The organism is Streptomyces chisholmiae, assembly GCF_031845445.1.
GTDB classification, from domain to species: Bacteria; Actinomycetota; Actinomycetes; order Streptomycetales; family Streptomycetaceae; genus Streptomyces; species Streptomyces chisholmiae.
In genome coordinates this window covers 123,950-143,492 of the sequence record NZ_JAVREO010000006.1, presented here as the reverse complement: position 1 = coordinate 143,492, position 19,543 = coordinate 123,950, and the positions used below count along the sequence as shown (strand labels likewise).

The following is a 19,543-nucleotide window of genomic DNA, read 5'->3' as shown; positions in this document are numbered from 1 at the left end:
AGGTGACGACCATGGTGTTCAGCAACATCTTCGGCTCCGCCGGCAAGGGCGCAGGGCTCTTCTCGGTGACCACCGACCGCGACAAGCCACAACCCGGGGCGGACGTCGACTTCGAGGACGCAGACGACCACACGTACGACGACACGACCACCAGCCTGTTCACCAGTGGGATCCACGGGGCCTCCCACCGGGCGAAGACCGTGCAGGAACAGGCGCCCGAAGCACGGGCGATCCTGGGCTTCCTCGGCTCCTTCATCCAGACCACCCAGGATTCCGCCAACGCCCAGAGCCAGTACGCGCAGAACCCCGGCTCGGTATCCACAGCCGCGGCCGCGGGCATGCAGACGTCGAGCGAGACGGTGAAACAGAACGCCGACCTGCAGAAGGACGAGGGTCTGCAGGCACCGAAGAAGAGCGACTTCAAGGCCCCCGACGCCCCGGCCTCCCCCGAGGCCGAGCAGCCCCAGGCTCCCAAGGCGACTGCCGAGAAACCGGCCGACTCCCAGTAGATCCACGGCGAAACGAGTGGTCAGAGGCGTCTTTGCCTCTGACCACTCGTGTGTTCACACCGGGAGTAGCTGCCACTGCCGGTCGCGGTGATCCCCCTGTGCACCGAACTGCCTGAGCACGGACGGCGCCCTCGTGCTGATGCTCAACAGCAGGCCGCTGTTGCGATTCGCGATCTCGTACACCCGCGGGCTATCGGCGGCCGGGCCGGTGGGGATGAGCCGCCAGTGCTGGTGGCTCGCCTCGGTTCCTTCATAGGTGCGCTGCGCGACCACCGCTCCCTCCGCTGTCCCGCCTCCGACGACTTCCAGGGCCTTGCCGCTGCGGAGGTTCTCGATCCGGTACAGGACCTCGCCGTCGTCCTGACCCGCGACGACCAAGCGCCACTGCTGGTGGGCCCTCGGAGAGGGAAGGGACTGGTGGATCTCGCTGCCGTCCTTCGTGGACTCGCGGACCACGCCGGCCCGGAGCCTGCTGCGGACATTGCCCAGGGCGACCACCGACCCCGTGTCCGGCAGCCCGGCCATCAACGCCGATGTCACCTTACGAATGCGGTGGTTGAGGTGGTCGGCGATGTACAGAGCGTCGACGCTGTCAACGGTGAGACCGAACGGGCAGTTCAGCTGGGCCTCGGCGGCCGGGCCCCCGTCGCCGGCGGAACCCGCGGTCCCGGTCCCGGCCACCGTGCTGATGATCCCGTCAGGTCCGATCCTCCGCACCCGATGACCACCGTACTCGGAGACGTACAGGACCCCGGTGCTGTCCACGGTGATGCCGTACGGCTTGTTCAACTGCGCTTTGTCAGCCGGGCCTTCGTCGCCGGCGTCACCCGCGGTCCCGGTCCCGGCGACCGTGCTGATGATCCCGTCAGGTCCGATCCTCCGCACCCGGTGGCGGCCCGAATCGGCGATGTAGAGGATGCCGGTGCTGTCCACGGTGATGCCGTACGGACTGTTCAACTGCGCCTTGACGGCCGGGCCTTCGTCGCCGGCGGAACCCGCGGTCCCGGTGCCGGCGACCGTGCTGATGATCCCGTCAGGTCCGATCCTCCGCACCCGATGACCGCGGAACTCGGAGACGTACAGGACCCCGTCGGCGTCCACCGCGACCCCGAACGGCTTGTTCAACTGCGCCTTGACGGCCGGGCCTTCGTCGCCGGCGGAACCCGCGGTCCCGGTGCCGGCGACCGTGCTGATGATCCCGTCAGGACCGATCCTCCGCACCCGATGACCGCCCGCATCGGCGATGTAGACCGACCCGTCCCTGTCCGCCGCGATCTGACGGGGACAGTTCAGCTGGGCCTTGGCGGCGGGACCGCCGTCGCCGCCCGAGCCCGCGACCCCGGTCCCGGCGACCGTACTGATCTTGCCGTCGGTGGTGATCCTCCGGACCCGGTGGTTGCTGTAGTCCGAGACGTAGAGGATGCCGGTGCTGCTCACCGCCATCTCGTACGGATGCTTGAACTGGGCGGAGACGGCGGCCTCGTCGTCGCCGGCGAAACCCGCGGTCCCGGTCCCGGCGATCGTGCTGATCCGAGGGGCAAAGCCCTCACCGTCGGCAGTCTCTGCCTGGTCAGTGCTCATGGCTATCCTTTCGTCGGCCACCGACTGCCCACTACAGTCAGATGCGCCTCAATTGCATCAGCCACTCGAGCCGCCCAGGCCGGTAAATCACTTATGAGTGCTCCTCGCCGTAACGTTGACGATGCGGCCCCCGCCCCCACCCCCGGGGCCCCGCGAACGGCGGGTCAGAACGGCCATTACCCCCCCTGCTCGACTGGGCGTGGCCCACCCGCGGCGCCGCGTGGACCGACCCGGCCGTGCTCGTCCTCCGGCTCATGGTGCGGGACACCAAGGCACGCGGGAAAGGAACGGTGACCGCTCGGCGGGACGCCTGGCGTGGGTTCGTCCAGTACGCCAAGCGGGTGCCGGGCGCCGGCGGCTGAGGCCGCCGGGGCCGCCGCGTGGGCCCGGGTCAGCGACGGGGGTCGCCCCACCCCGGCGGCCGGCCGCCGGGGTGGCTCAGGCGTGCCCGGCGCCGGAGCGTTCGCCCAGTTCGAACCAGATGGTCTTGCCCGCGCCGCGCGGCTCCGCGCCCCAGGCGTCGGCGAGCGAGTCCATCAGCAGCAGCCCGCGCCCCGAGGAGGCCAGCTCGCCCGGCTCCCTGCGGTGCGGCAGCTCGTCCGACGAGTCCGCCACCTCCACCCGCAGCTTCCGGTCCCCCACCACCCCGCCCACCTCGGCCACCAGCAGCGCGTCCCCCTCGGTGTGCGCCAGCACGTTGGTCAGCATCTCGGAGAGCATCAGCACCGCGCCGTGCACCGCGTCCTGGTCGGTCCAGTCGTGCAGCAGCGTGGTCAACTGCCGCCTGGCCTGGGCGATCCTGGCCGGCTCGTACTGCCCCACCTGCAGCACGAAGCGCCGCACCGGCGCCCCGCCGCGCGGCACCTGCCAGCCGGCCTCCTCCCGGCGCAGCAGCAGCAGCGCGATGTCGTCCTCGTTGCCCGCCCCGCCCGCCGGGGCCCCGCCGGGCCCGGTGTCCTCGTCGGGGACGGACTCCAGCAAGGTGTCCGCCAGCTGTTCCAGGCCGGTGACCGGCAGGCCGCGGACCACCCGGCGCAGCCGCTCCCAGCCGGCGTCCTGGTGCCGCCGGCCGGTCTCCAGCAGCCCGTCCGTGCACAGCAGCAGCGTCTCCCGCGGTTGCAGGCTGAGCCGGGTCACCGGGTAGTCCGTGCTCAGCTCGACGCCCAGCGGCGGCCCGCCGTCCGTCGGCCGGACCTGGAGGGTGCCGTCGTCCGAGAGCAGCGCCGGCTCCGGGTGGCCGGCCCTGGCCACGTCGAACGTGCCGGCGCGCGGGTCGGCCTCCACGTAGAGGCAGGTCGCGAACCGGCTGTCGGCCGCCTCGCCGTCGCCCGCCGGGCTGAGCGCCGCCAGGAACCGCGAGGCGCGGCTGAGCACCGCGTCCGGGTGGTGCCCCTCCGAGGCGTAGGCGCGCAGCGCGATCCGCAGCTGCGCCATCACCGCGGCCGCCCGCACGTCGTGCCCCTGCACGTCCCCGATGACCAGCGCCACCCGGCCGGACGGCAGCGGGATCACGTCGTACCAGTCGCCGCCCACCTGGAGCCCGGACCCGCTCGGCACGTAGCGGGCGGCGATCGCCAGCCCCGGCACCCGGGGCGTCGGGCTCGGCCCCATCGCGTGCTGGAGGTCGGCGGCCAGCTCCCGCTCGGTGTCCTGGAGGGAGGCCCGGGACAGGGCCTGCGCCACCAGCCGGGCGATGCTGGAGAAGGTGGCCCGTTCCGCCCAGTCGAAGTCCAGGTGGTAGTCGAAGGCGGCCAGCCAGGCCCCGATGACCCGCCCGGCCACCACCAGCGGCAGGTACGCCCACGAGGTCCGGTTCAGCGGCTCGACCACCGGCCACACCTGGGGGAACCGCTCGGCGAACTCCTCCGGCGTGGAGACGTAGACCGCCCGCCCGGTGCGCATCACCTCGGCCGCCGGGTAGTCGGTGTCCATCGGCATCGGGAAGCCCATCGGGGCGAAGTCCTGGTCCCGCCCCTGGTAGTCCAGCAGCCGCAGCTCGTCGCCCGCCCGGTCGAAGACGGCGACCCCGTCCGGCCGGAACCCCGGCATCGTCAGGCCGGCGACCACCTGGAGCACCTCGTGCACGGTGTTCGCCTCGGAGAGCGCCTGCCCGGTGCGCAGCACGAACGTCTCCCGCGCCCGGGTGGTCTCCCAGTCGCCGCCCAGCTCCCGCTCGTCCGCGTCCTGGGTCGGCATGAGCACGCCGACCAGCGAGGGTGAGCCGTCGCCCGGGCCGCCGTCCAGCTCCCTGGGGTCGATCACCCGGATCCGGCTGCGCACCCGGGCGATGATCTCGTTGGACGTGTCGACCACCCGGAAGACCACCTCGCGGGGGCCGGCGTCGGGGCCCTCGCTGGCGGCCAGCCCGATCACCCGCTCCATGGTGGCGAAGTCCTCGATGTGGACGCGCGCCCGAAAGGTGGCCTCGGTCAGCACCGCGGCCTCGGCCGGTAGACCGAACAGCTCGGCGGCCACCGCGTCCAGCACCATCACGCCCCGGGCGTCGTCCCAGGTCCAGACGCCGACCCCGGCGGCGGCCAGCACATCCTCCGTGCGCATATCTGGGAATCTATGCCGATTCATTCCTGTTCGCCGGGCGGGATACGCCGGGGCGGTACCCGGGCGGGCAACGGTAGTCTGAGCCCGTTCCCGGAATCACGTAGACGACTTGGACTCACGATGCATCGGTACCGGTCCCACACCTGCGGCGAACTGCGTTCGGCGGAGCTCGGCAAGGACGTTCGGCTGGCCGGCTGGCTGCACAATCGTCGCAACCTGGGCGGCATCCTCTTCATCGATCTGCGCGACCACTACGGGATCACCCAGCTCGTGGTGCGTCCGGAGGCGCCCGGCGCGGCGGCCGTCCAGGAGCGGCTCAGCTCGCTGAGCAAGGAGTCCGTGCTGCGGATCGACGGCAAGGTCGTCGCCCGCGGCGCCGAGAACGTCAACCCGGAGCTGGCGACCGGCGAGATCGAGGTCGAGGTCGCCGAGGTCGAGGTGCTGGGCGCGGCCGACCAGATCCCGTTCACCATCAACGCGGACGACGGGGTCAACGAGGAGCGCCGGCTGGAGTACCGCTTCCTCGACCTGCGCCGCGAGCGGATGCACCGCAACATCATCCTGCGCTCGCGGGTGATCAGCGCGATCCGCAGCAAGATGACCGACCAGGGCTTCACCGAGCTGGCCACCCCGATCCTCTCCGCCACCTCCCCCGAGGGCGCGCGCGACTTCCTGGTGCCGTCCCGGCTGCACCCCGGCACCTTCTACGCGCTGCCGCAGGCGCCGCAGATGTTCAAGCAGCTGCTGATGGTCGCCGGCTTCGACCGGTACTTCCAGATCGCGCCCTGCTTCCGCGACGAGGACGCCAGGGCGGACCGCTCGCCCGGCGAGTTCTACCAGCTCGACGTCGAGATGAGCTTCGTCGAGCAGGAGGACGTCTTCCGGGTCATCGAGCGGGTGATGACCGAGCTGTTCGAGGAGTTCGGCGGCGGCCGGCACGTCACCTCGCCGTTCCCGCGCATCCCGTTCCGCGAGGCGATGCTGAAGTACGGCTCGGACAAGCCCGACCTGCGGGCCAAGCTGGAGCTGGTGGACGTCTCCGACGTCTTCGCCGGCTCCGGCTTCAAGGCGTTCGCCGACAAGCACGTGCGGGCGCTGGCCGTGCCGGACACGGCGGGCCAGCCGCGCAAGTTCTTCGACCAGCTCGGCGAGTTCGCCGTCTCCAAGGGCGCGCAGGGCCTGGCCTGGGTGCGGGTCGGCGAGGACGGCAAGCTGACCGGCCCGATCGCCAAGTTCCTCACCGAGGAGAACATCGCGGCGCTCACCGAGCGGCTGTCCGCCGGCCCCGGCACCGCGATCTTCTTCGGCGCCGGCGCCTTCGACGAGGTCTCCAAGATCATGGGCGCGGTCCGGGTCGAGGCGGCCCAGCGCGCGGGCCACTTCGAGGAGAACGTCTTCCGGTTCTGCTGGATCGTCGACTTCCCGATGTACGAGCGGAACGAGGACACCGGCGCGATCGAGTTCTCGCACAACCCGTTCTCCATGCCGCAGGGCGGCCTGGACGCGCTGGAGAAGCAGGACCCGCTGGACGTGCTGGCCTGGCAGTACGACATCGTCTGCAACGGCATCGAGCTGTCCTCCGGCGCCATCAGGAACCACGAGCCGGACATCATGTACCGGGCGTTCGAGATCGCCGGCTACTCCCGCGAGGAGGTCGAGCGCGAGTTCGGCGGGATGCTCCGCGCGTTCCACTTCGGCGCCCCGCCGCACGGCGGCATCGCGCCGGGCGTGGACCGGATCGTGATGCTGCTCGCCGACGAGCCCAACATCCGCGAGACCATCGCCTTCCCGCTCAACGGCAACGCGCAGGACCTGCTGATGGGCGCGCCCAACGAGGTCTCCGAGGCCCGGCTGAAGGAACTCCACCTGGCGCTGCGCAAGCCGCCCACCAAGTAGCCCACCGGCAGCCTCGCCCCGGCCCCTGCCGCACCCGCGTCAGGGGCCGGGGCGCGTGCTCGCCGCGATCTCAGCCGGGGCGGCGGGCGGTGACCAGGAGGGTGCCGGCGTCCCGTGGCCCGCCGTGCCGCGCTGGCCGCACCTCCACCGTGACCGCGGTGAAGCCGGCCTCGGCCAGGGCCGCGGTCCACACGGGTCCCTGGAGCACCCAACGACGCAGGGTGGTCGCCTCGCCCTCCGGGGTGCGCGCCGGAATGTCGGTGGCCAACACGGCCGGCCGCGCCGGCGCGCCCCCCACGTGCTGCGCCAGGGTGGCGAACACCAGCCGCCCGCCCGGCCGGAGCGCCACGGCCGCGGCCGGCAACAGACGGCGTGGATCGGTGAAGTCGACCGCGCCGAAGACGCTGTACAGCACGTCGTAGGACCCGGGCGCGGCGCTCAGGTGGGCGACCGCGTCGGCCCTGGCCAGCCGCAGCCGGGGCGCGAGGTGTCCGAACATGCGGTCGGCGAAGGCGTGTTGGGCCGGCGAGGCGTCGATGGCGGTGACCCGGGCGGGTTCGTGGTGCACGGCGAGGTGAGCGGCGTGCCGGGCGGCGCCGGCGCCGAGGTCCGCGACGTTCCGCCCCGTCAGGTCGCCCAACAGCTCGGCACCCGGCCCGCCGTCCTGGCTCCAGACCCAGCGGAAGGCGTCGTCGACGGCGTGGTCGCGCTCGGCGCGGCCGCGGCCGTAGTGGTGCCAGAGATCGGTGCGTGCGGTCACCGCCTCATCCTGCCCGGGTGGGGCGGGCGTCCGGGCGGCTTTCGCCTGATGTCACCTGAGACCTCCGGGTCCTCGGTCGCGGTGAACCGAGGACCCGGAGGCCGCTGTGGGTCAGTGCGAGTCGTTGCCCGGATGGCACGGTCCGCAGTCGGCGGCGTTGGCCCAGAGGGGCAGGTCAACCTCCCAACCGTCGCCTGCGACCAGGCGGGCGGTCCTCAGGACCGAACCGTCGTTCTTGGTCGCGACCTTGGGCACATGGTGCAGGAAGTGACCTCCGTTGTACTTCTCGCACAGCTCGGCGTACGCCACGGTGTCGAGGATGATCGTGTGTACACCGATGTCAACGAGCTTGCTGGGTGCCAGCCCCAGGGACTCGCCCCGGTGCCGCATCGCGGTCAGCAGGTAGGCGTACCCCTGGCCGAGGACTCGCGCGGCCATGATCGTGTCGTACGGGTAGTCCCGCGCCAGGAGCCCGATCTGCTTGTCCCACAGGGCGGTCGGCACGATCTCCGTCACGGAGCGAGCCGGGCCGGTGTAGGGACCGGCGATCAGGGGGGATGCGATGGCGGTTGCCATGGTGCCTCCAATGGACAGGGGCCCCGCTGTTCGGAGCCGCCGGTTCCAGCACACCGCGCCGATCCGGCCCGCAGGGAACAACAACCGGCTGGCGCAAGGTCTTTGCACATCGTGCAAGAGCGCTCGACGAGCCCGAGTCGGCGTCCGTACCGTGGAGAGCCCGGTCGTGCGGCGTGGGAGGGGCCAGTGCCCGTTGACCCGCTCTGGAACACTCATCAGGCCCGCGAGTTAGCCGCGGCACGACGCCTGGGCGCACTCGTCCGCCTCGGCCGCCGGCACCGCTCCTGGACCCTGGCCACGCTGGGCAACCGACTTGGCTGCTCGCCCGCCACGGTCTCCCGGTTGGAACGCAGCAGCCGGGTCGTCGATCTCGCGCTGCTCCAGCGCGCGGCCCTCGAAGTCGGCGTACCCCGACACGTTCTGCTGGCCGCGCTGGCGCCACCCGCGCCAGCCACCTCGGCGACCACTAGAGTGACGGCCAGTCACGCCGAGGAGGACCCGATGCGCCGCCGCACGATGCTCAGCGCCACGGGCAGCAGCTGGACCGGCCACCCTGCTGCTGGGCCTGGACCAGGCTTTGGCTGACACTCCCCGGACGACCGACGCTGGCCCGCTGGACGCCCGACTGGTCGCCGCCCGCGCTCGGTACGACAGCGGAGCCCATGGGCAGCTCCTCGCGGCACTGCCCGGTCTCATCGCCGACGGCCACGCCGCTGCCACCTCCCGTCACGAACTCGATCAGGCCCGCCTCTCCTCCGTCTACAGCCTGGCCGCCGCGGTCCTGGTCAAGCTCGGATCGTACGACCGGGCCCGGCTTACCGCGGACCGCGCCCGGACCTGGGCGGAAGTGTCGGGCTCGCCGCTCGCGTCGGCCGCCGCCGCACGGGAGTTGGCCATCGTCCTGCGCCACCAGGACCGCACCGTGGAGGCACAGCGCCTGGTCTCCTCGGCGGCTGCCGACGTGGAGGCGACCGGGCTGCGGACCGAGGCGTCGGCCGCCGCGTACGCCCAACTGCTCTGCACCCTGTCCTACACCGCGGCCCGAGGGGGACAGCGCGACGAGGCACTGGCCATGACCGGTGAGGCCCGCCGGGCCGCCAGCGGGCTGCCAGGCGACGTGCCCCCGGGCCGCCTGTTCCCCGTCACCCCGGCCTCCGTCGAGCTGTACGCGGTCGGCGTGCACTGGGCCCTCGGGGACGCCGGTGCCGCGCTCGCGACCGGGGCCGGCCTGCGCCCCGAACAGTTTCCGACCGCCGAACGCAGGGCCCGCCTTGGCACCGACATGGCCCGGGCCTGGTGGGCCCGGCAACGCCCCGAGCAGACCGCCCACGCGTTGCTCGACGCCCACCGGGCCAGTCCCGGAGAGGTCCGCGACCGGCCCGCGATCCGTAACATCGTCACCGAGCTGGTTCGCCACCATCCACGCGCGCGCGGAGTGCGGGAACTGCACGTCGCCGTCGCGGGCGCTCGCTGACCCGGGGGCCGGTCACGGGGCTTGGTCAGGGGCCGAACTCGGTGGGGGAGACGTTGAGCAGTTCGCAGACCTCGTGGATGACCTGGCGTTCCGCGTGGGCGTAGTGGCCGTCGGCGCCGGCGACCACGACGCCGGTCCTGATCACCGCGCGGGCCAGCGCCGGCTGCTCCCTGACCTTGGCGATCTCCCGCAGCACCCCGACCCTGGCCCGCCGGAAGTCCGCGCCGAGCCGGTCGATGTGCCGGTTGAAGAGACGCAGTAACTGGTCCGGCGGGAAGTGCTTCAGCCGTTCGTGCCCGGCGATCAGCGACTCGACGCGCTTCCGCTCGGCCGGGTGGACGGAGCCGTCCGCCGTGGCCACCAGGGCGCACATCGCCATGCTGGCGTCCCGGTAGGGCGCGCCACGGAACGCCGCCTTGCGGTTGGCCAACCAGTCGTGCATTTCCTTGCCCACCTAGCCCCCCTCGTCTCGGCGGGCCGGCCGCCGACTCCCGAGCCCCCCCGGTGCCGCACCGCCGTTCCCGACCGTCCCTCGGGACTGATTATTCCGCCTGGCCGGCCGATGTCCATTCGGCGGCCCGAACGCCGACACGGACGAACCCCCCGGGGGGTCGTCGTCCACGGGGGGCTCGCGTGCGGTCGGGTGCGGTCAACGCCTGGCGAGACGCAGGAAGTTGGTCCAGGCCGCGGTGGAGATGGTGAGGACCGGGCCGCCGGTGAGCTTGCTGTCGCGGACGGGGACGGTGCCGGGGACGTCGTCCCGTACTTCGAGGCAGTCGCCGCCCTGGCTGCTGCTGTAGGAGGACTTCCGCCACCGGGTGTCAGTCTTCATCGTCTCTCCGCATTCCCTTTGCGATCTTCTTGAGAAGGCGGATGGATGTCTGCGGGCTCAGTGCCTCGGCCCGGAGCAGGTCGGCCGTCCTCGCGGTGAAGGCTACTCGGTCCGGGGACTCGCTCATCTGTCCGCCCATCACGGTGTCCGCGTACACGATTGCCCGCCGGTCGCGGAGTCGCAAGCGGATGAACGCGTCGGTGGCAGTCGGCGCACCTGCCGTGAAGGGGATCACCTGGATGGTCACCCGGGGCGTCTCGGCGGCGGTCACCAGGGAGAGCAACTGTTCGCACATCACCCGGCTGCCGCCGATGCGGGTGTGCAGGGCCGACTCCTGGATCACGGCTCAGAAGGTAGGCGCATCCTTCGTGGTGAGCGTCTCTTTTCTGGCCACTCGGGCCTTCGCCTGGTGGTTCACCCAGTCCTCAGGCTGGTCTGGATTGCCACCCTGAAAGATCGCCCGGGCGTACTCCTCGGTCTGAAGGAGCCCGGGCAGCAGCCAGGTCGAGTAGTAGAAGATCTCTACCGCCTGCTTCTCCAGCTTGGCGAACGGCGCGAACCAGCTGGGGTGGCCGCGTTCGACCACGCGGGCGCGCATCCGCTCGAAGAGCCCGTCCGTGGCCAGCACCAGATCGCACTTCCGCGCGAAGTCCTCCGAAGGGATGAGCGCTCCGTGTTCAACCTTGCTGATGGAGCTCTGGCTGAACCCCGTCCCGGCCGCGAACTGGCGCTGCGAGAGGCCGGCCCGGTCCCGCGCGCCCTTCACCTCGACCCCAAGATACTCAAGGTCGTTCATTCCCCCAGGACTTGCTACAACATTCAACGTCCCCACCAGTCCTTCTTCCTGCGACTGCCCCATTTCACGCCACTACGGGGATTCCCGAGCTCGCATCATGCACAGCATCGCGTCGCCGTGTGTGGTGTTCTCGTGACCCACCCCCGAAGGAGGTAAGCGCGTGATCACGTACCTTCGCAGCGACGAGATCGACCTGTCCTACGACGATGACGAACCGCTGGGCCTGGTAGCGGAGATGAGCAAGGCCCTGCGCCGGCACGGCCTCGTCCTGCCGTCGCTCGGCCTGGAGTCGACGTATGTGGACAACCCCGACCCGGACTCCTGCCTGGTGCAGCTGGGCGGAGCCCGCGGCGACATCGTGCGGCGGATCGTCGAGGCGCTGAACGCCGCCCCGGTCCGGCAGACGACGGGCTGAGAGCCCTCCACCTCCAGCTGCCACCCTCGCACCGGCCTGCCCAGCGCCGGTGCGGGGGTGGCTTCCGCGTCAACGCGACGCTGCGGCGGTCACCGGGCGGTGGGGACCTTCGGCGTTCGCCGCGTGCCGCTTTGCCGCCGGGCGGGCCGGTGACCCAGGCTGGCGTGGGGGACGCCGAGGAAAGTGAGCCGTTCATGGCGGGCCAGCCACGGAAGAAGCTGAACGTGAACCGGGCCAGCGTGGTGCACCGGGCGCGGTACGCCGCCCGGCACCCGGAGCGGGTGGTGCCGTATCTGCGGCGCACCGCCCGCGACCTGTGGCTGCGGGCCAGACACCGGGACCATGTCGGCTACTACCGCGCGGTGATGGCCTCGGACGCCGCCCGCGACCCGGCGGCCGCCGTCGGCAGCCGCAGCCACCAGCGGTGGCTGGCGCTGGGGTTGATGCAGTTCGACTACCTGCGCGAGCACGGACTGACGCCGGCGCACCGGATGTTGGACATCGGCTGCGGCAACCTGCGGGCCGGCTGGCGGTTCATCGACTACCTGGAGCCGGGGCACTACTACGGCATCGACATCTCCCCCGACATCCTGGTCAGCGCGAAGAAGACGCTGGTGACCTACGAGTTGCAGGCCAAGCTGCCGTACCTGACCATCAGCGGCGACCTGACCCTGGACTTCCTGCCGGACGGACACTTCGACGTGGTGCACGCGCACAGCGTGTTCTCGCACTCGCCGATCGAGGTGATCGACGAGTGCCTCGCCCATGTCGGCCGGGTGCTGGCCCCCGGTGGCTTCTTCGACTTCACCTTCGACCGCACCGAGGGCCGCGAACACCACGTGCTGCGCGAGGACTTCTACTACCGGACGGAGACGCTGGTGGGACTGGCCGAACGGCACGGGCTGAAGGCCCGCTTCATGGACGACTGGGAGCGGCTGCCGCACGGCCAGTCCAAGCTGCGGATCACGGCCGGCGGGGCCTGAGCCCGGCGGGGCCCGAGACGGCAAGTTTCCTGAGCCGGCTGGCGGCTTGGGCCGGTTCGTGGCCTGGGCCGGTTCGCGGCCTGGGCCGGCGGGGCCCAGGCCGGCTCGGGGCCTGAGGCGGCGGGCTTGCCGAGTCCGCGCGCCCCGACCTCGGGCGCTCGCGGGCGGCCCCTCGAAGGCCGAGCCGCGGCTCAGTCGTGGTCGCTGGGGGCGCCGGTGATGACGGCGGTGAGCCGGGTGCCGTGCGGGAAGTCGCCGCGCAGCGCGCGGTGGTAGAGGCAGCTCACCGCCTTGGCGACGTAGCGGCGTTCCAGCCGCAGCCCGTGCTCCGCCTCGAACCGGTCGGTGAACGCGGCCAGTTCGGCCGGTATCCGGCCGTAGCCGCCGCCGTGGTGCGCGTGGTCGACGGACCACCGGTCGAACGTCCGGCCGGGCCAGCCCGCCCGGTGCAGCGCGGTGATCTCGGCCTCCAGGTAGCCGGCGCCGCCGCGCAGCACCGCGACGCCCAGCGCCTGGGCGCCGGGCGGCAGCGCGGCGGCGATGCCGGCCAGCGTGCCGCCGCTGCCGACCGGGCAGCAGACCACGTCGCCCGGGCCGAGGTCGGGCAGCTGGCCGGCCAGCTCGGTGACCAGCTCGGCGGCGCCGCGCGCGGCCAGCGCGTTGGAGCCGCCCTCGGGCAGCAGGTAGGCCGGGCCGAATCGTTCCGTCAGCCGGCGCGTGGTGGCCGGCTCGGTCAACTCCCGCAGCGTCCGCCGGTAGTCGGCGCGGCTGAGGAAGGCCAGCGTCATGCCGTCCCGTTCGGCCCTGGCCAGCGCCGGGTTGCGGGGCGCGTCCGCCAGCTCGTCGCCGCGCACCAGGCCGACGCTGGCGAAGCCGGTGGCGGCCGCGGCGGCGGCCACCGCCGTCAGGTGGTGGGAGTAGGCGCCGCCGAAGGTCAGCAGCCGCCGCTGGCCGGCGGCGTGCGCGGCGCGCAGGTTGGGCAGCAGCTTGCGCCACTTGTTGCCGGAGACCACCGGGTGGATCAGGTCGTCCCGCTTGAGCCACAGGCTGACCCCGGCCCGGGCCAGCCGCGGGTCGGAGACCGGCTGGAGCGGCGCGGGCAGCGCGGCGGCCGCCGTCCAGGCGCGCCACTCGGGGGCGGGCGCGCCGGCCGGAACCGGGGTGGCCGCCGGCTCGGGCGGCAAGTTTGGCAGCATCAGGACAAGTGTATGAAGCACGGATATAGGTCCCGTGTGGACCGGGTAGAAGTGACTCAGTGGTAACACTCACCGGATCGTCCCCACCGATGCGGACCGAATCGCCCCCACCGATACGGAAGGCCACCAACGGCATGACCAGGAGATGGCAGTTCAGATGCCCGGGTCCGCATCCCCAGTGCCGGGGCTGCGGCGGTCAACGGGTGGACGTCATGGAGACGTTCTACCTCTCGAACAACGGCGAGGCGGAGGGCGTGGTCGCCCCGCACCGCTGCTGGCACTGCAAGGGCCGGGGGTACGCCTGTCAGTCCTCCGTCACGTGTTCCCCCCATCGCGGCTGACCCGGCGGGCCCGCGTTCACGCCCACTGACCGGCGGCGCCCGCTGACCCGTTCCGTCCCGCTCCACCCCCGCCCGCACTCGGCCGCCGTCCCGCCCCGTCCCGTCCGTCAGGGGCGGGGTGTGGATCGGCGGCCGGGGGGAACTCGGCGCTGGCACACGTCCAGCACGAGCGATCCCGGCCAGGGCGCTGGCCGGCCGACGGGTGGCAGCGATGACGAGTCCTTTGGGTCCTGACGACTTCGGCCGCGATCCGCTGGGGGAGTACCTGGCGCGGCTCTTCGGCGGCGCCGGCGCGCCCCTCGGCGGGGCCGGCCCCGACCGGGGGTACCACGACTACCTCCGGCTGATGAGCGAGCCGGCCTGGCAGCTGGTCTCCGGCGCCGCCTCCTACGCGGCCCGGCACGGCAGCGACGACCTGGACACCGAGCACCTGCTGCGGACCGCGCTGGTCACCGAGCCGACCCGGTCGATGGTGGCCAGGTCGGGGGCCGACCCGGACGCGCTGGCCCAGGCGATCGACGACCGGGCCGGCGAGCGGGAGGGGCCGGCCCGCGCCTCCATCTCGGTGAGCCCGGCGGCCAAGCGCGCGCTGCTGGACGCGCACCGGGTGGCGCTGGCCTCCGGCGCCAGCTACATCGGCCCGGAGCACCTGCTGCTGGCGCTGGCCGCCAACAAGGACTCGACGGCCGGCCGCACCCTGGACGCCGCCAGGTTCGACCCGTCCGCCTCCGCCGCCGGCCCGGCCGGCGGCCCGCTCGGCGCGGGCGCCGAACGCGGCGCCGGGCCGCGCCCGGCGGCCGGCGGCCGGGGGGACGGCGGACGCACCCCGAACCTCGACCGCTACGGCCGGGACCTGACCGAGCTGGCCAGGGCCGGGGAGATCGACCCGGTGATCGGCCGGGAGCGGGAGATCGAGCAGACCGTGGAGGTGCTGGCCCGGCGGGGCAAGAACAACCCGGTGCTGATCGGTGAGGCCGGCGTCGGCAAGACCGCGGTGGTCGAGGGACTGGCCCAGCGGATGGTCGAGGGGGACGTGCCGGACGTGCTGCTGGAGAGGCGGGTGGTGCAGCTCAACTTCTCGGCGCTGGTGGCCGGCACCCGCTACCGGGGCGACTTCGAGGAGCGGCTGACCGGGCTGATCGACGAGATCCGCGCCCAGTCCGACCAGGTGATCGTCTTCATCGACGAGCTGCACACCGTGGTCGGCGCCGGCGGCGGGGGCGGCGAGGGCGGCGCGATGGACGCCGCCAACATCCTCAAACCTGCGCTGGCCCGCGGCGAGTTGCACGTCATCGGCGCCACCACGCTGGAGGAGCACCGGCGGTACATCGAGCGGGACGCGGCGCTGGCCCGCCGCTTCCAGCCGATCCTGGTGCCCGAGCCGACCACCGAGGACGCGGTGACCATCCTGCGCGGGCTGCGGGACCGCTACGAGGCGCACCACCAGGTGCGATACGCCGACGACGCGCTGGTGGCCGCGGTGCGGCTGGCCGACCGCTACCTCACCGACCGGTTCCTGCCGGACAAGGCGATCGACCTGATCGACCAGGCTGGCGCGCGGGTGCGGATGCGCGCCTCGACCACCAGCGGGGACGTGCGGACGTTGCAACGGGACCTGGAGCAGACCGGCCGCGACAAGGACCAGGCGGTGGCCGCCGAGGACTACGAGCGGGCCAGCGAGCTGCGGGACCGGATCGCCGAGCTGGAGCGGCGGATCGAGGACGAGGGGCGGCGGCGTCCCGACCGGGACCGGATCGCCGAGGTCACCGTGGACGACATCGCCGACGTGGTCTCCCGGCAGACCGGCATCCCGGTGAGCAGCCTCACCGAGGAGGAGCGGGACCGGCTGCTCGGTCTGGCCGGGCGGTTGAAGGAGCGGGTGATCGGCCAGGACGAGGCGGTTGACGCGGTCGCCGACGCGGTGCTCCGCTCCCGCGCCGGGCTGGCCAGCGGGGACCGGCCGATCGGCAGCTTCCTCTTCCTCGGCCCGACCGGGGTGGGCAAGACCGAGCTGGCCAGGGCGCTGGCCGAGGCGCTCTTCGGCAGCGACGACCGGATGGTCCGGCTGGACATGAGCGAGTACCAGGAGCGGCACACGGTCAGCCGGCTGGTGGGCGCCCCGCCCGGCTACGTCGGCCACGAGGAGGCCGGCCAGCTGACCGAGACGGTGCGCCGGAACCCGTACTCGCTGCTGCTGCTGGACGAGGTGGAGAAGGCGCACCCGGACGTGTTCAACATCCTGCTCCAGGTGCTGGACGACGGGCGGCTGACCGACGCCCAGGGCCGGAAGGTCAACTTCAGCAACACGGTGATCGTGATGACCAGCAACCTGGGCTCCGAGGCGATCAGCGCGCGCGGCCCGCGGGCCGGCTTCGCCGGCGGCCAGGGCGACGACGCGGAGCGCCGGGAGCGGGTGGTGCGTCCGCTGCGGGAGCACTTCAGGCCCGAGTTCCTGAACCGGATCGACGAGATCGTGATCTTCCGCCAGCTGGCCCGCGAGCAGCTGCGCGAGGTCACCGACCTGCTGCTCAACGAGACCCGGCACCAGCTGCACGCCCAGGACGTGGCGGTGACGTTCACCCCGGCCGCGGTGGACTGGCTGGCGGAGCGCGGCTACCAGCCGGAGTACGGGGCCCGGCCGCTGCGCCGCACCATCCAGCGCGAGGTGACCAACGAGCTGTCCCGGCGGCTGCTGCGCGGCGAGCTGGCCCCGCACTCGACGCTGACCGTGGATGTCGCGGACGGCCGGCTGGACTTCCGGGCGCGGGAGCCGGCCGGGTCCGGCACCGGCGGGGGGTAGCGGGACCGGCCGCCCGCCCAGGGACCGGGAGGAGGAGCCGCCGGGCGGTGCGGGGCGTCCGGTCGTGCGGGTGTCCGGACGCGTGGGGGTGTCCGCTAGATCCGATCTCGCGGCCGTTCTGGCGCCCGTGGGGTGCGGGCGCCGGAGCGGCCGGCGCGGAGCCGGGGAGGTGGGCGGCGTGACACGGGATTCGGCCGGGAGGCGGACACCGCTGCGGTTGGCGGTGCTGGTCGGCAGCACCCGCGAGGGGCGGGTCGGCGAGGCGGTCGGGGCATGGGTCCTGGCGCGGGTCGAGGGCCGGGACGACCTGGTCGCCGAGGCGGTCGACCTGGCGGACTACGTGTTCCCGGCGCGGTTCCCCGAGGAGCCGACCGCCGAGATGTGCCGGTTCGCGCGGGCGATCGACGCGGCCGAGGGCTTCGTCGTGGTCACCCCCGAGTACAACGGCGGCTACCCGGCCTCGCTCAAGCAGGCCGTGGACTACGCCTACGACGAGTGGCACGCCAAGCCGGTGGGCTTCGTCTCGTACGGGCACGGCGGCTGCGGCCAGTTCGCGGTGGCCGGGCTGCGGCTGGTCTTCAACGAGCTGCGGACGGTGCCGGTGCGCGACTGCGTGGCGATCGACCTGGCGGCACCGCTGGGCGGCCCGGCGCACGCGGCCGCGGCCGACGCGATGCTGGCCGAGCTGCGGTGGTGGGGCCTGGCGCTGCGCGAGGCCAAGCTGCGGCGGCCCTACGTGGGCTGAGCCGCGCGCCGGGGCGTTGTCAGACCCCCGCGTTAGGCTACCCAGGAAAACGAACGGAAATTCGATTACGGGTGTGTCGGGGCGATGAGTTCTTCCCGCCGGGGCGGTCCACCCCGCAACACCCCTTGGAGAGGACTGGAATGAGTGAGCGCGGGGACGAGTGGGCGATCGAGACATCGGGGCTCGTCAAGACCTTCGGCGCGCAGCGCGCCGTCAACGGCGTCGACCTGGCCGTCCCGGCCGGCACGGTCTACGGCGTGCTGGGGCCGAACGGCGCCGGCAAGACCACGACGGTCCGGATGCTGGCCACGCTGCTGCGCCCGGACGGCGGCGAGGCCCGGGTGTTCGGGCACGACGTGGTCGCCGAGGCGGAGCTGGTCCGCTCCCGGGTGAGCCTGACCGGGCAGTACGCCTCGGTCGACGAGGACCTCACCGGCGCGGAGAACCTGATACTCCTGGCCCGCCTGCTGGGCCACCGCAAGCCGGCCGCCCGCCAGCGCGCCGAGCAGCTGCTGGCCGCCTTCGGGCTGACCGCCGCCGCCGACAAGCAGGTGAAGAACTACTCGGGCGGGATGCGCCGCCGGGTGGACATCGCCGCCAGCATCCTCAACACCCCGGATCTCCTCTTCCTCGACGAGCCCACCACCGGCCTCGACCCGCGCAGCAGGAACCAGGTCTGGGACATCGTGCGGGCCGTCGTCGCCCAGGGCACCACGGTGCTGCTCACCACCCAGTACCTCGACGAGGCCGACCAGTTGGCCGGCCGGATCGCCGTCATCGACGCCGGCCGGGTGATCGCCGAGGGCACGCCGGGCGAGCTGAAGTCCTCGGTCGGCGCTGGCTCCGTCCGGGTCCGGCTGCGCGCGGCCGACCAGCGTGAGGCGGCCCGCCGGGTGCTGGCCGCCCGGCTCGGCACGGAGGTCCAGCTGGACGCCGACCCGCTCTCGCTGACCGCCCGGCTGCCCGCCGACGACACCGCGCGCGGCCCCGCGGAGCGGGCCGCCGCCGCCCTCGGCGAGCTGGCCGCCGGCGGCGTCACGGTCGACGACTTCGCGCTCGGCCAGCCCAGCCTGGACGAGGTCTTCCTGGCCCTCACCGGCAGGCCGGCCGAGCCCGCGCGCCCCACCGGCCCCACCGACCCCGACCGCCCGCGGTCCGACAACGAGCAGAAGGAGGCCGTGGCATGAGCACCGCGGCGGACACCACCACCCCGAGCGCGGCCGAGGCCGCCACCCCGGCCGCGGCCGAGCCGGCGGACGGCTACGAGCCGGACCACGCGACGCTGGCCGCCGTGCTGGCGCCCGGCCAGCGGCCCCCGCGCCCCAGCCCGCTCTCCGCCTCCGTCACCTTCGGCTGGCGGGCGATGCTGAAGATCAAGCACGTCCCCGAGCAGCTCGCCGACGTCACCGTCTTCCCGGTGATGATGACGCTGATGTTCACCTACCTGTTCGGCGGCGCGCTGGCCGGCTCGACCAGCGAGTACCTCCAGTTCCTGCTGCCCGGGATCATGGTGATGAGCGTCGTGATGACCACGATGTACACCGGCGTCGCGGTCAACACCGACATCGCCAAGGGCGTCTTCGACCGCTTCCGCACCCTGCCGGTCTGGCGGCCGTCCGCGATGGTCGGCTACCTGCTGGGCGACATGCTGCGCTACAGCATCGCCTCGGTCGTCATCCTGGCGCTCGGCCTGGTCCTCGGCTACCGGCCGGCCGGCGGCCCGATAGGTGTGCTGCTGGCCATCGCCCTGCTGGTCGGCTTCTCCTTCGCCTTCTCCTGGGTGTGGACGATGTTCGGCCTGCTGCTGCGCTCGGAGAAGTCGGTGATGGGCGTCAGCATGATGGTGCTCTTCCCGGCCACCTTCCTGAGCAACATCATGGTCTCCCCCGACACCATGCCCGACTGGCTCCAGTCCCTGGTCGACGTCAACCCGGTGACCCGGCTGGTCGCCGCCGTCCGCGGCCTGATGGACGGGAACGTCGAGGCCGGCCAGCTGCTCTGGGTGTTCGTGGCGGCGGCGCTGCTGACCGCGGTCTTCGGCACCCTCACCATGCGCCTCTACAACCGCAAGTAGCCGCTA

General features: G+C 72.7%; 17 protein-coding genes and 2 pseudogenes. 11 read left to right on the top strand and 8 right to left on the bottom strand.

All coding sequences use genetic code 11. From position 1 onward, the window contains the following. Nucleotides 1-11: 11 nt before the first annotated feature. On the top strand, nt 12-509 hold the full coding sequence (locus tag RM844_RS12005; RefSeq protein WP_311667071.1) for a hypothetical protein: 498 nt from the start codon (nt 12-14) through the stop codon (nt 507-509). A 54-nt stretch (nt 510-563) separates the two neighbouring features. On the opposite strand, the gene RM844_RS12000 is transcribed toward RM844_RS12005, so the two are convergent. After that, entirely contained in the window at nt 564-2,090 is a 1,527-nt protein-coding gene (locus RM844_RS12000) for an NHL domain-containing protein (RefSeq protein ID WP_311667268.1), read from the bottom strand. 236 nt (nt 2,091-2,326) lie between these two features. Between RM844_RS12000 and RM844_RS11995 the strand changes: the two genes are divergently transcribed. Next, a complete protein-coding gene (locus RM844_RS11995; RefSeq protein ID WP_311667070.1) occupies nt 2,327-2,452 on the top strand; it encodes a hypothetical protein in 126 nt (41 codons plus the stop codon). A gap of 76 nt (nt 2,453-2,528) precedes the next feature. Here the strand turns inward: RM844_RS11995 and RM844_RS11990 are convergent, their stop codons facing one another. Next, nucleotides 2,529-4,649, bottom strand: coding sequence for a SpoIIE family protein phosphatase (locus RM844_RS11990; RefSeq protein ID WP_311667069.1), 2,121 nt, complete (start codon nt 4,647-4,649; stop codon nt 2,529-2,531). A gap of 120 nt (nt 4,650-4,769) precedes the next feature. Between RM844_RS11990 and aspS the strand changes: the two genes are divergently transcribed. After that, nucleotides 4,770-6,545 (top strand): aspartate--tRNA ligase, encoded by a 1,776-nt coding sequence (aspS, locus tag RM844_RS11985; protein ID WP_311667067.1) that lies wholly within the window; start codon nt 4,770-4,772, stop codon nt 6,543-6,545. A 70-nt stretch (nt 6,546-6,615) separates the two neighbouring features. Here aspS and RM844_RS11980 read toward each other — a convergent pair whose 3' ends face one another. After that, nucleotides 6,616-7,305 carry a class I SAM-dependent methyltransferase gene (locus RM844_RS11980; RefSeq protein WP_311667066.1) on the bottom strand — a complete coding sequence of 230 codons (690 nt, stop codon included), beginning with the start codon at nt 7,303-7,305 and terminating at the stop codon, nt 6,616-6,618. A gap of 111 nt (nt 7,306-7,416) precedes the next feature. Continuing rightward, nucleotides 7,417-7,881 carry a glycine-rich domain-containing protein gene (locus RM844_RS11975; protein ID WP_311667065.1) on the bottom strand — a complete coding sequence of 155 codons (465 nt, stop codon included), beginning with the start codon at nt 7,879-7,881 and terminating at the stop codon, nt 7,417-7,419. 186 nt (nt 7,882-8,067) lie between these two features. On the opposite strand from RM844_RS11975, the pseudogene RM844_RS11970 reads away from it, so the two are divergent. Next, nucleotides 8,068-9,355 (top strand): annotated as a pseudogene (locus RM844_RS11970) (helix-turn-helix domain-containing protein). A 25-nt stretch (nt 9,356-9,380) separates the two neighbouring features. Here RM844_RS11970 and RM844_RS11965 read toward each other — a convergent pair. The 3 genes and pseudogenes from RM844_RS11965 to RM844_RS11955 form a co-directional block, all read right to left on the bottom strand. Then, nucleotides 9,381-9,797, bottom strand: coding sequence for a tellurite resistance TerB family protein (locus RM844_RS11965; RefSeq protein WP_311667062.1), 417 nt, complete (start codon nt 9,795-9,797; stop codon nt 9,381-9,383). Nucleotides 9,798-10,004: 207 nt separating this feature from the next. Beyond that, nucleotides 10,005-10,187 carry a DUF397 domain-containing protein gene (locus RM844_RS11960; RefSeq protein WP_311667061.1) on the bottom strand — a complete coding sequence of 61 codons (183 nt, stop codon included), beginning with the start codon at nt 10,185-10,187 and terminating at the stop codon, nt 10,005-10,007. After that, nucleotides 10,177-10,983, bottom strand: a pseudogene (locus RM844_RS11955) (helix-turn-helix domain-containing protein). The gene RM844_RS11960 and the pseudogene RM844_RS11955 overlap by 11 nt, the downstream one beginning before the upstream one ends. A 160-nt stretch (nt 10,984-11,143) precedes the next feature. On the opposite strand from RM844_RS11955, the gene RM844_RS11950 reads away from it, so the two are divergent. Together RM844_RS11950 and RM844_RS11945 are read left to right on the top strand one after the other, a co-directional pair. Beyond that, nucleotides 11,144-11,398 carry a hypothetical protein gene (locus tag RM844_RS11950; protein ID WP_311667060.1) on the top strand — a complete coding sequence of 85 codons (255 nt, stop codon included), beginning with the start codon at nt 11,144-11,146 and terminating at the stop codon, nt 11,396-11,398. 194 nt (nt 11,399-11,592) lie between these two features. Continuing rightward, nucleotides 11,593-12,381 carry a class I SAM-dependent methyltransferase gene (locus RM844_RS11945; RefSeq protein ID WP_311667059.1) on the top strand — a complete coding sequence of 263 codons (789 nt, stop codon included), beginning with the start codon at nt 11,593-11,595 and terminating at the stop codon, nt 12,379-12,381. Nucleotides 12,382-12,572: 191 nt separating this feature from the next. On the opposite strand, the gene RM844_RS11940 is transcribed toward RM844_RS11945, so the two are convergent. Further along, nucleotides 12,573-13,577: a 1-aminocyclopropane-1-carboxylate deaminase/D-cysteine desulfhydrase gene (locus RM844_RS11940; RefSeq protein WP_311667057.1), complete on the bottom strand. Its 1,005-nt coding sequence runs from the start codon at nt 13,575-13,577 to the stop codon at nt 12,573-12,575. A gap of 212 nt (nt 13,578-13,789) precedes the next feature. Between RM844_RS11940 and RM844_RS11935 the strand changes: the two genes are divergently transcribed. From RM844_RS11935 to RM844_RS11915, 5 genes are all read left to right on the top strand, one after another. Further along, entirely contained in the window at nt 13,790-13,918 is a 129-nt protein-coding gene (locus RM844_RS11935) for a hypothetical protein (protein ID WP_311667056.1), read from the top strand. Between the two features lie 211 nt (nt 13,919-14,129). After that, nucleotides 14,130-16,718 carry an ATP-dependent Clp protease ATP-binding subunit gene (locus RM844_RS11930; protein WP_311667055.1) on the top strand — a complete coding sequence of 863 codons (2,589 nt, stop codon included), beginning with the start codon at nt 14,130-14,132 and terminating at the stop codon, nt 16,716-16,718. 178 nt (nt 16,719-16,896) lie between these two features. Further along, the gene (locus tag RM844_RS11925; protein WP_311667054.1) at nt 16,897-17,463 is read left to right on the top strand and encodes an NADPH-dependent FMN reductase; all 567 of its coding nucleotides are present in this window, start codon (nt 16,897-16,899) and stop codon (nt 17,461-17,463) included. A 140-nt stretch (nt 17,464-17,603) separates the two neighbouring features. Further along, nucleotides 17,604-18,650 carry an ATP-binding cassette domain-containing protein gene (locus RM844_RS11920; protein ID WP_311667053.1) on the top strand — a complete coding sequence of 349 codons (1,047 nt, stop codon included), beginning with the start codon at nt 17,604-17,606 and terminating at the stop codon, nt 18,648-18,650. Further along, nucleotides 18,647-19,537, top strand: coding sequence for an ABC transporter permease (locus RM844_RS11915; RefSeq protein ID WP_311667052.1), 891 nt, complete (start codon nt 18,647-18,649; stop codon nt 19,535-19,537). Before RM844_RS11920 ends, RM844_RS11915 begins: the two co-directional genes overlap by 4 nt. The last annotated feature ends 6 nt before the right edge of the window (nt 19,538-19,543 follow it).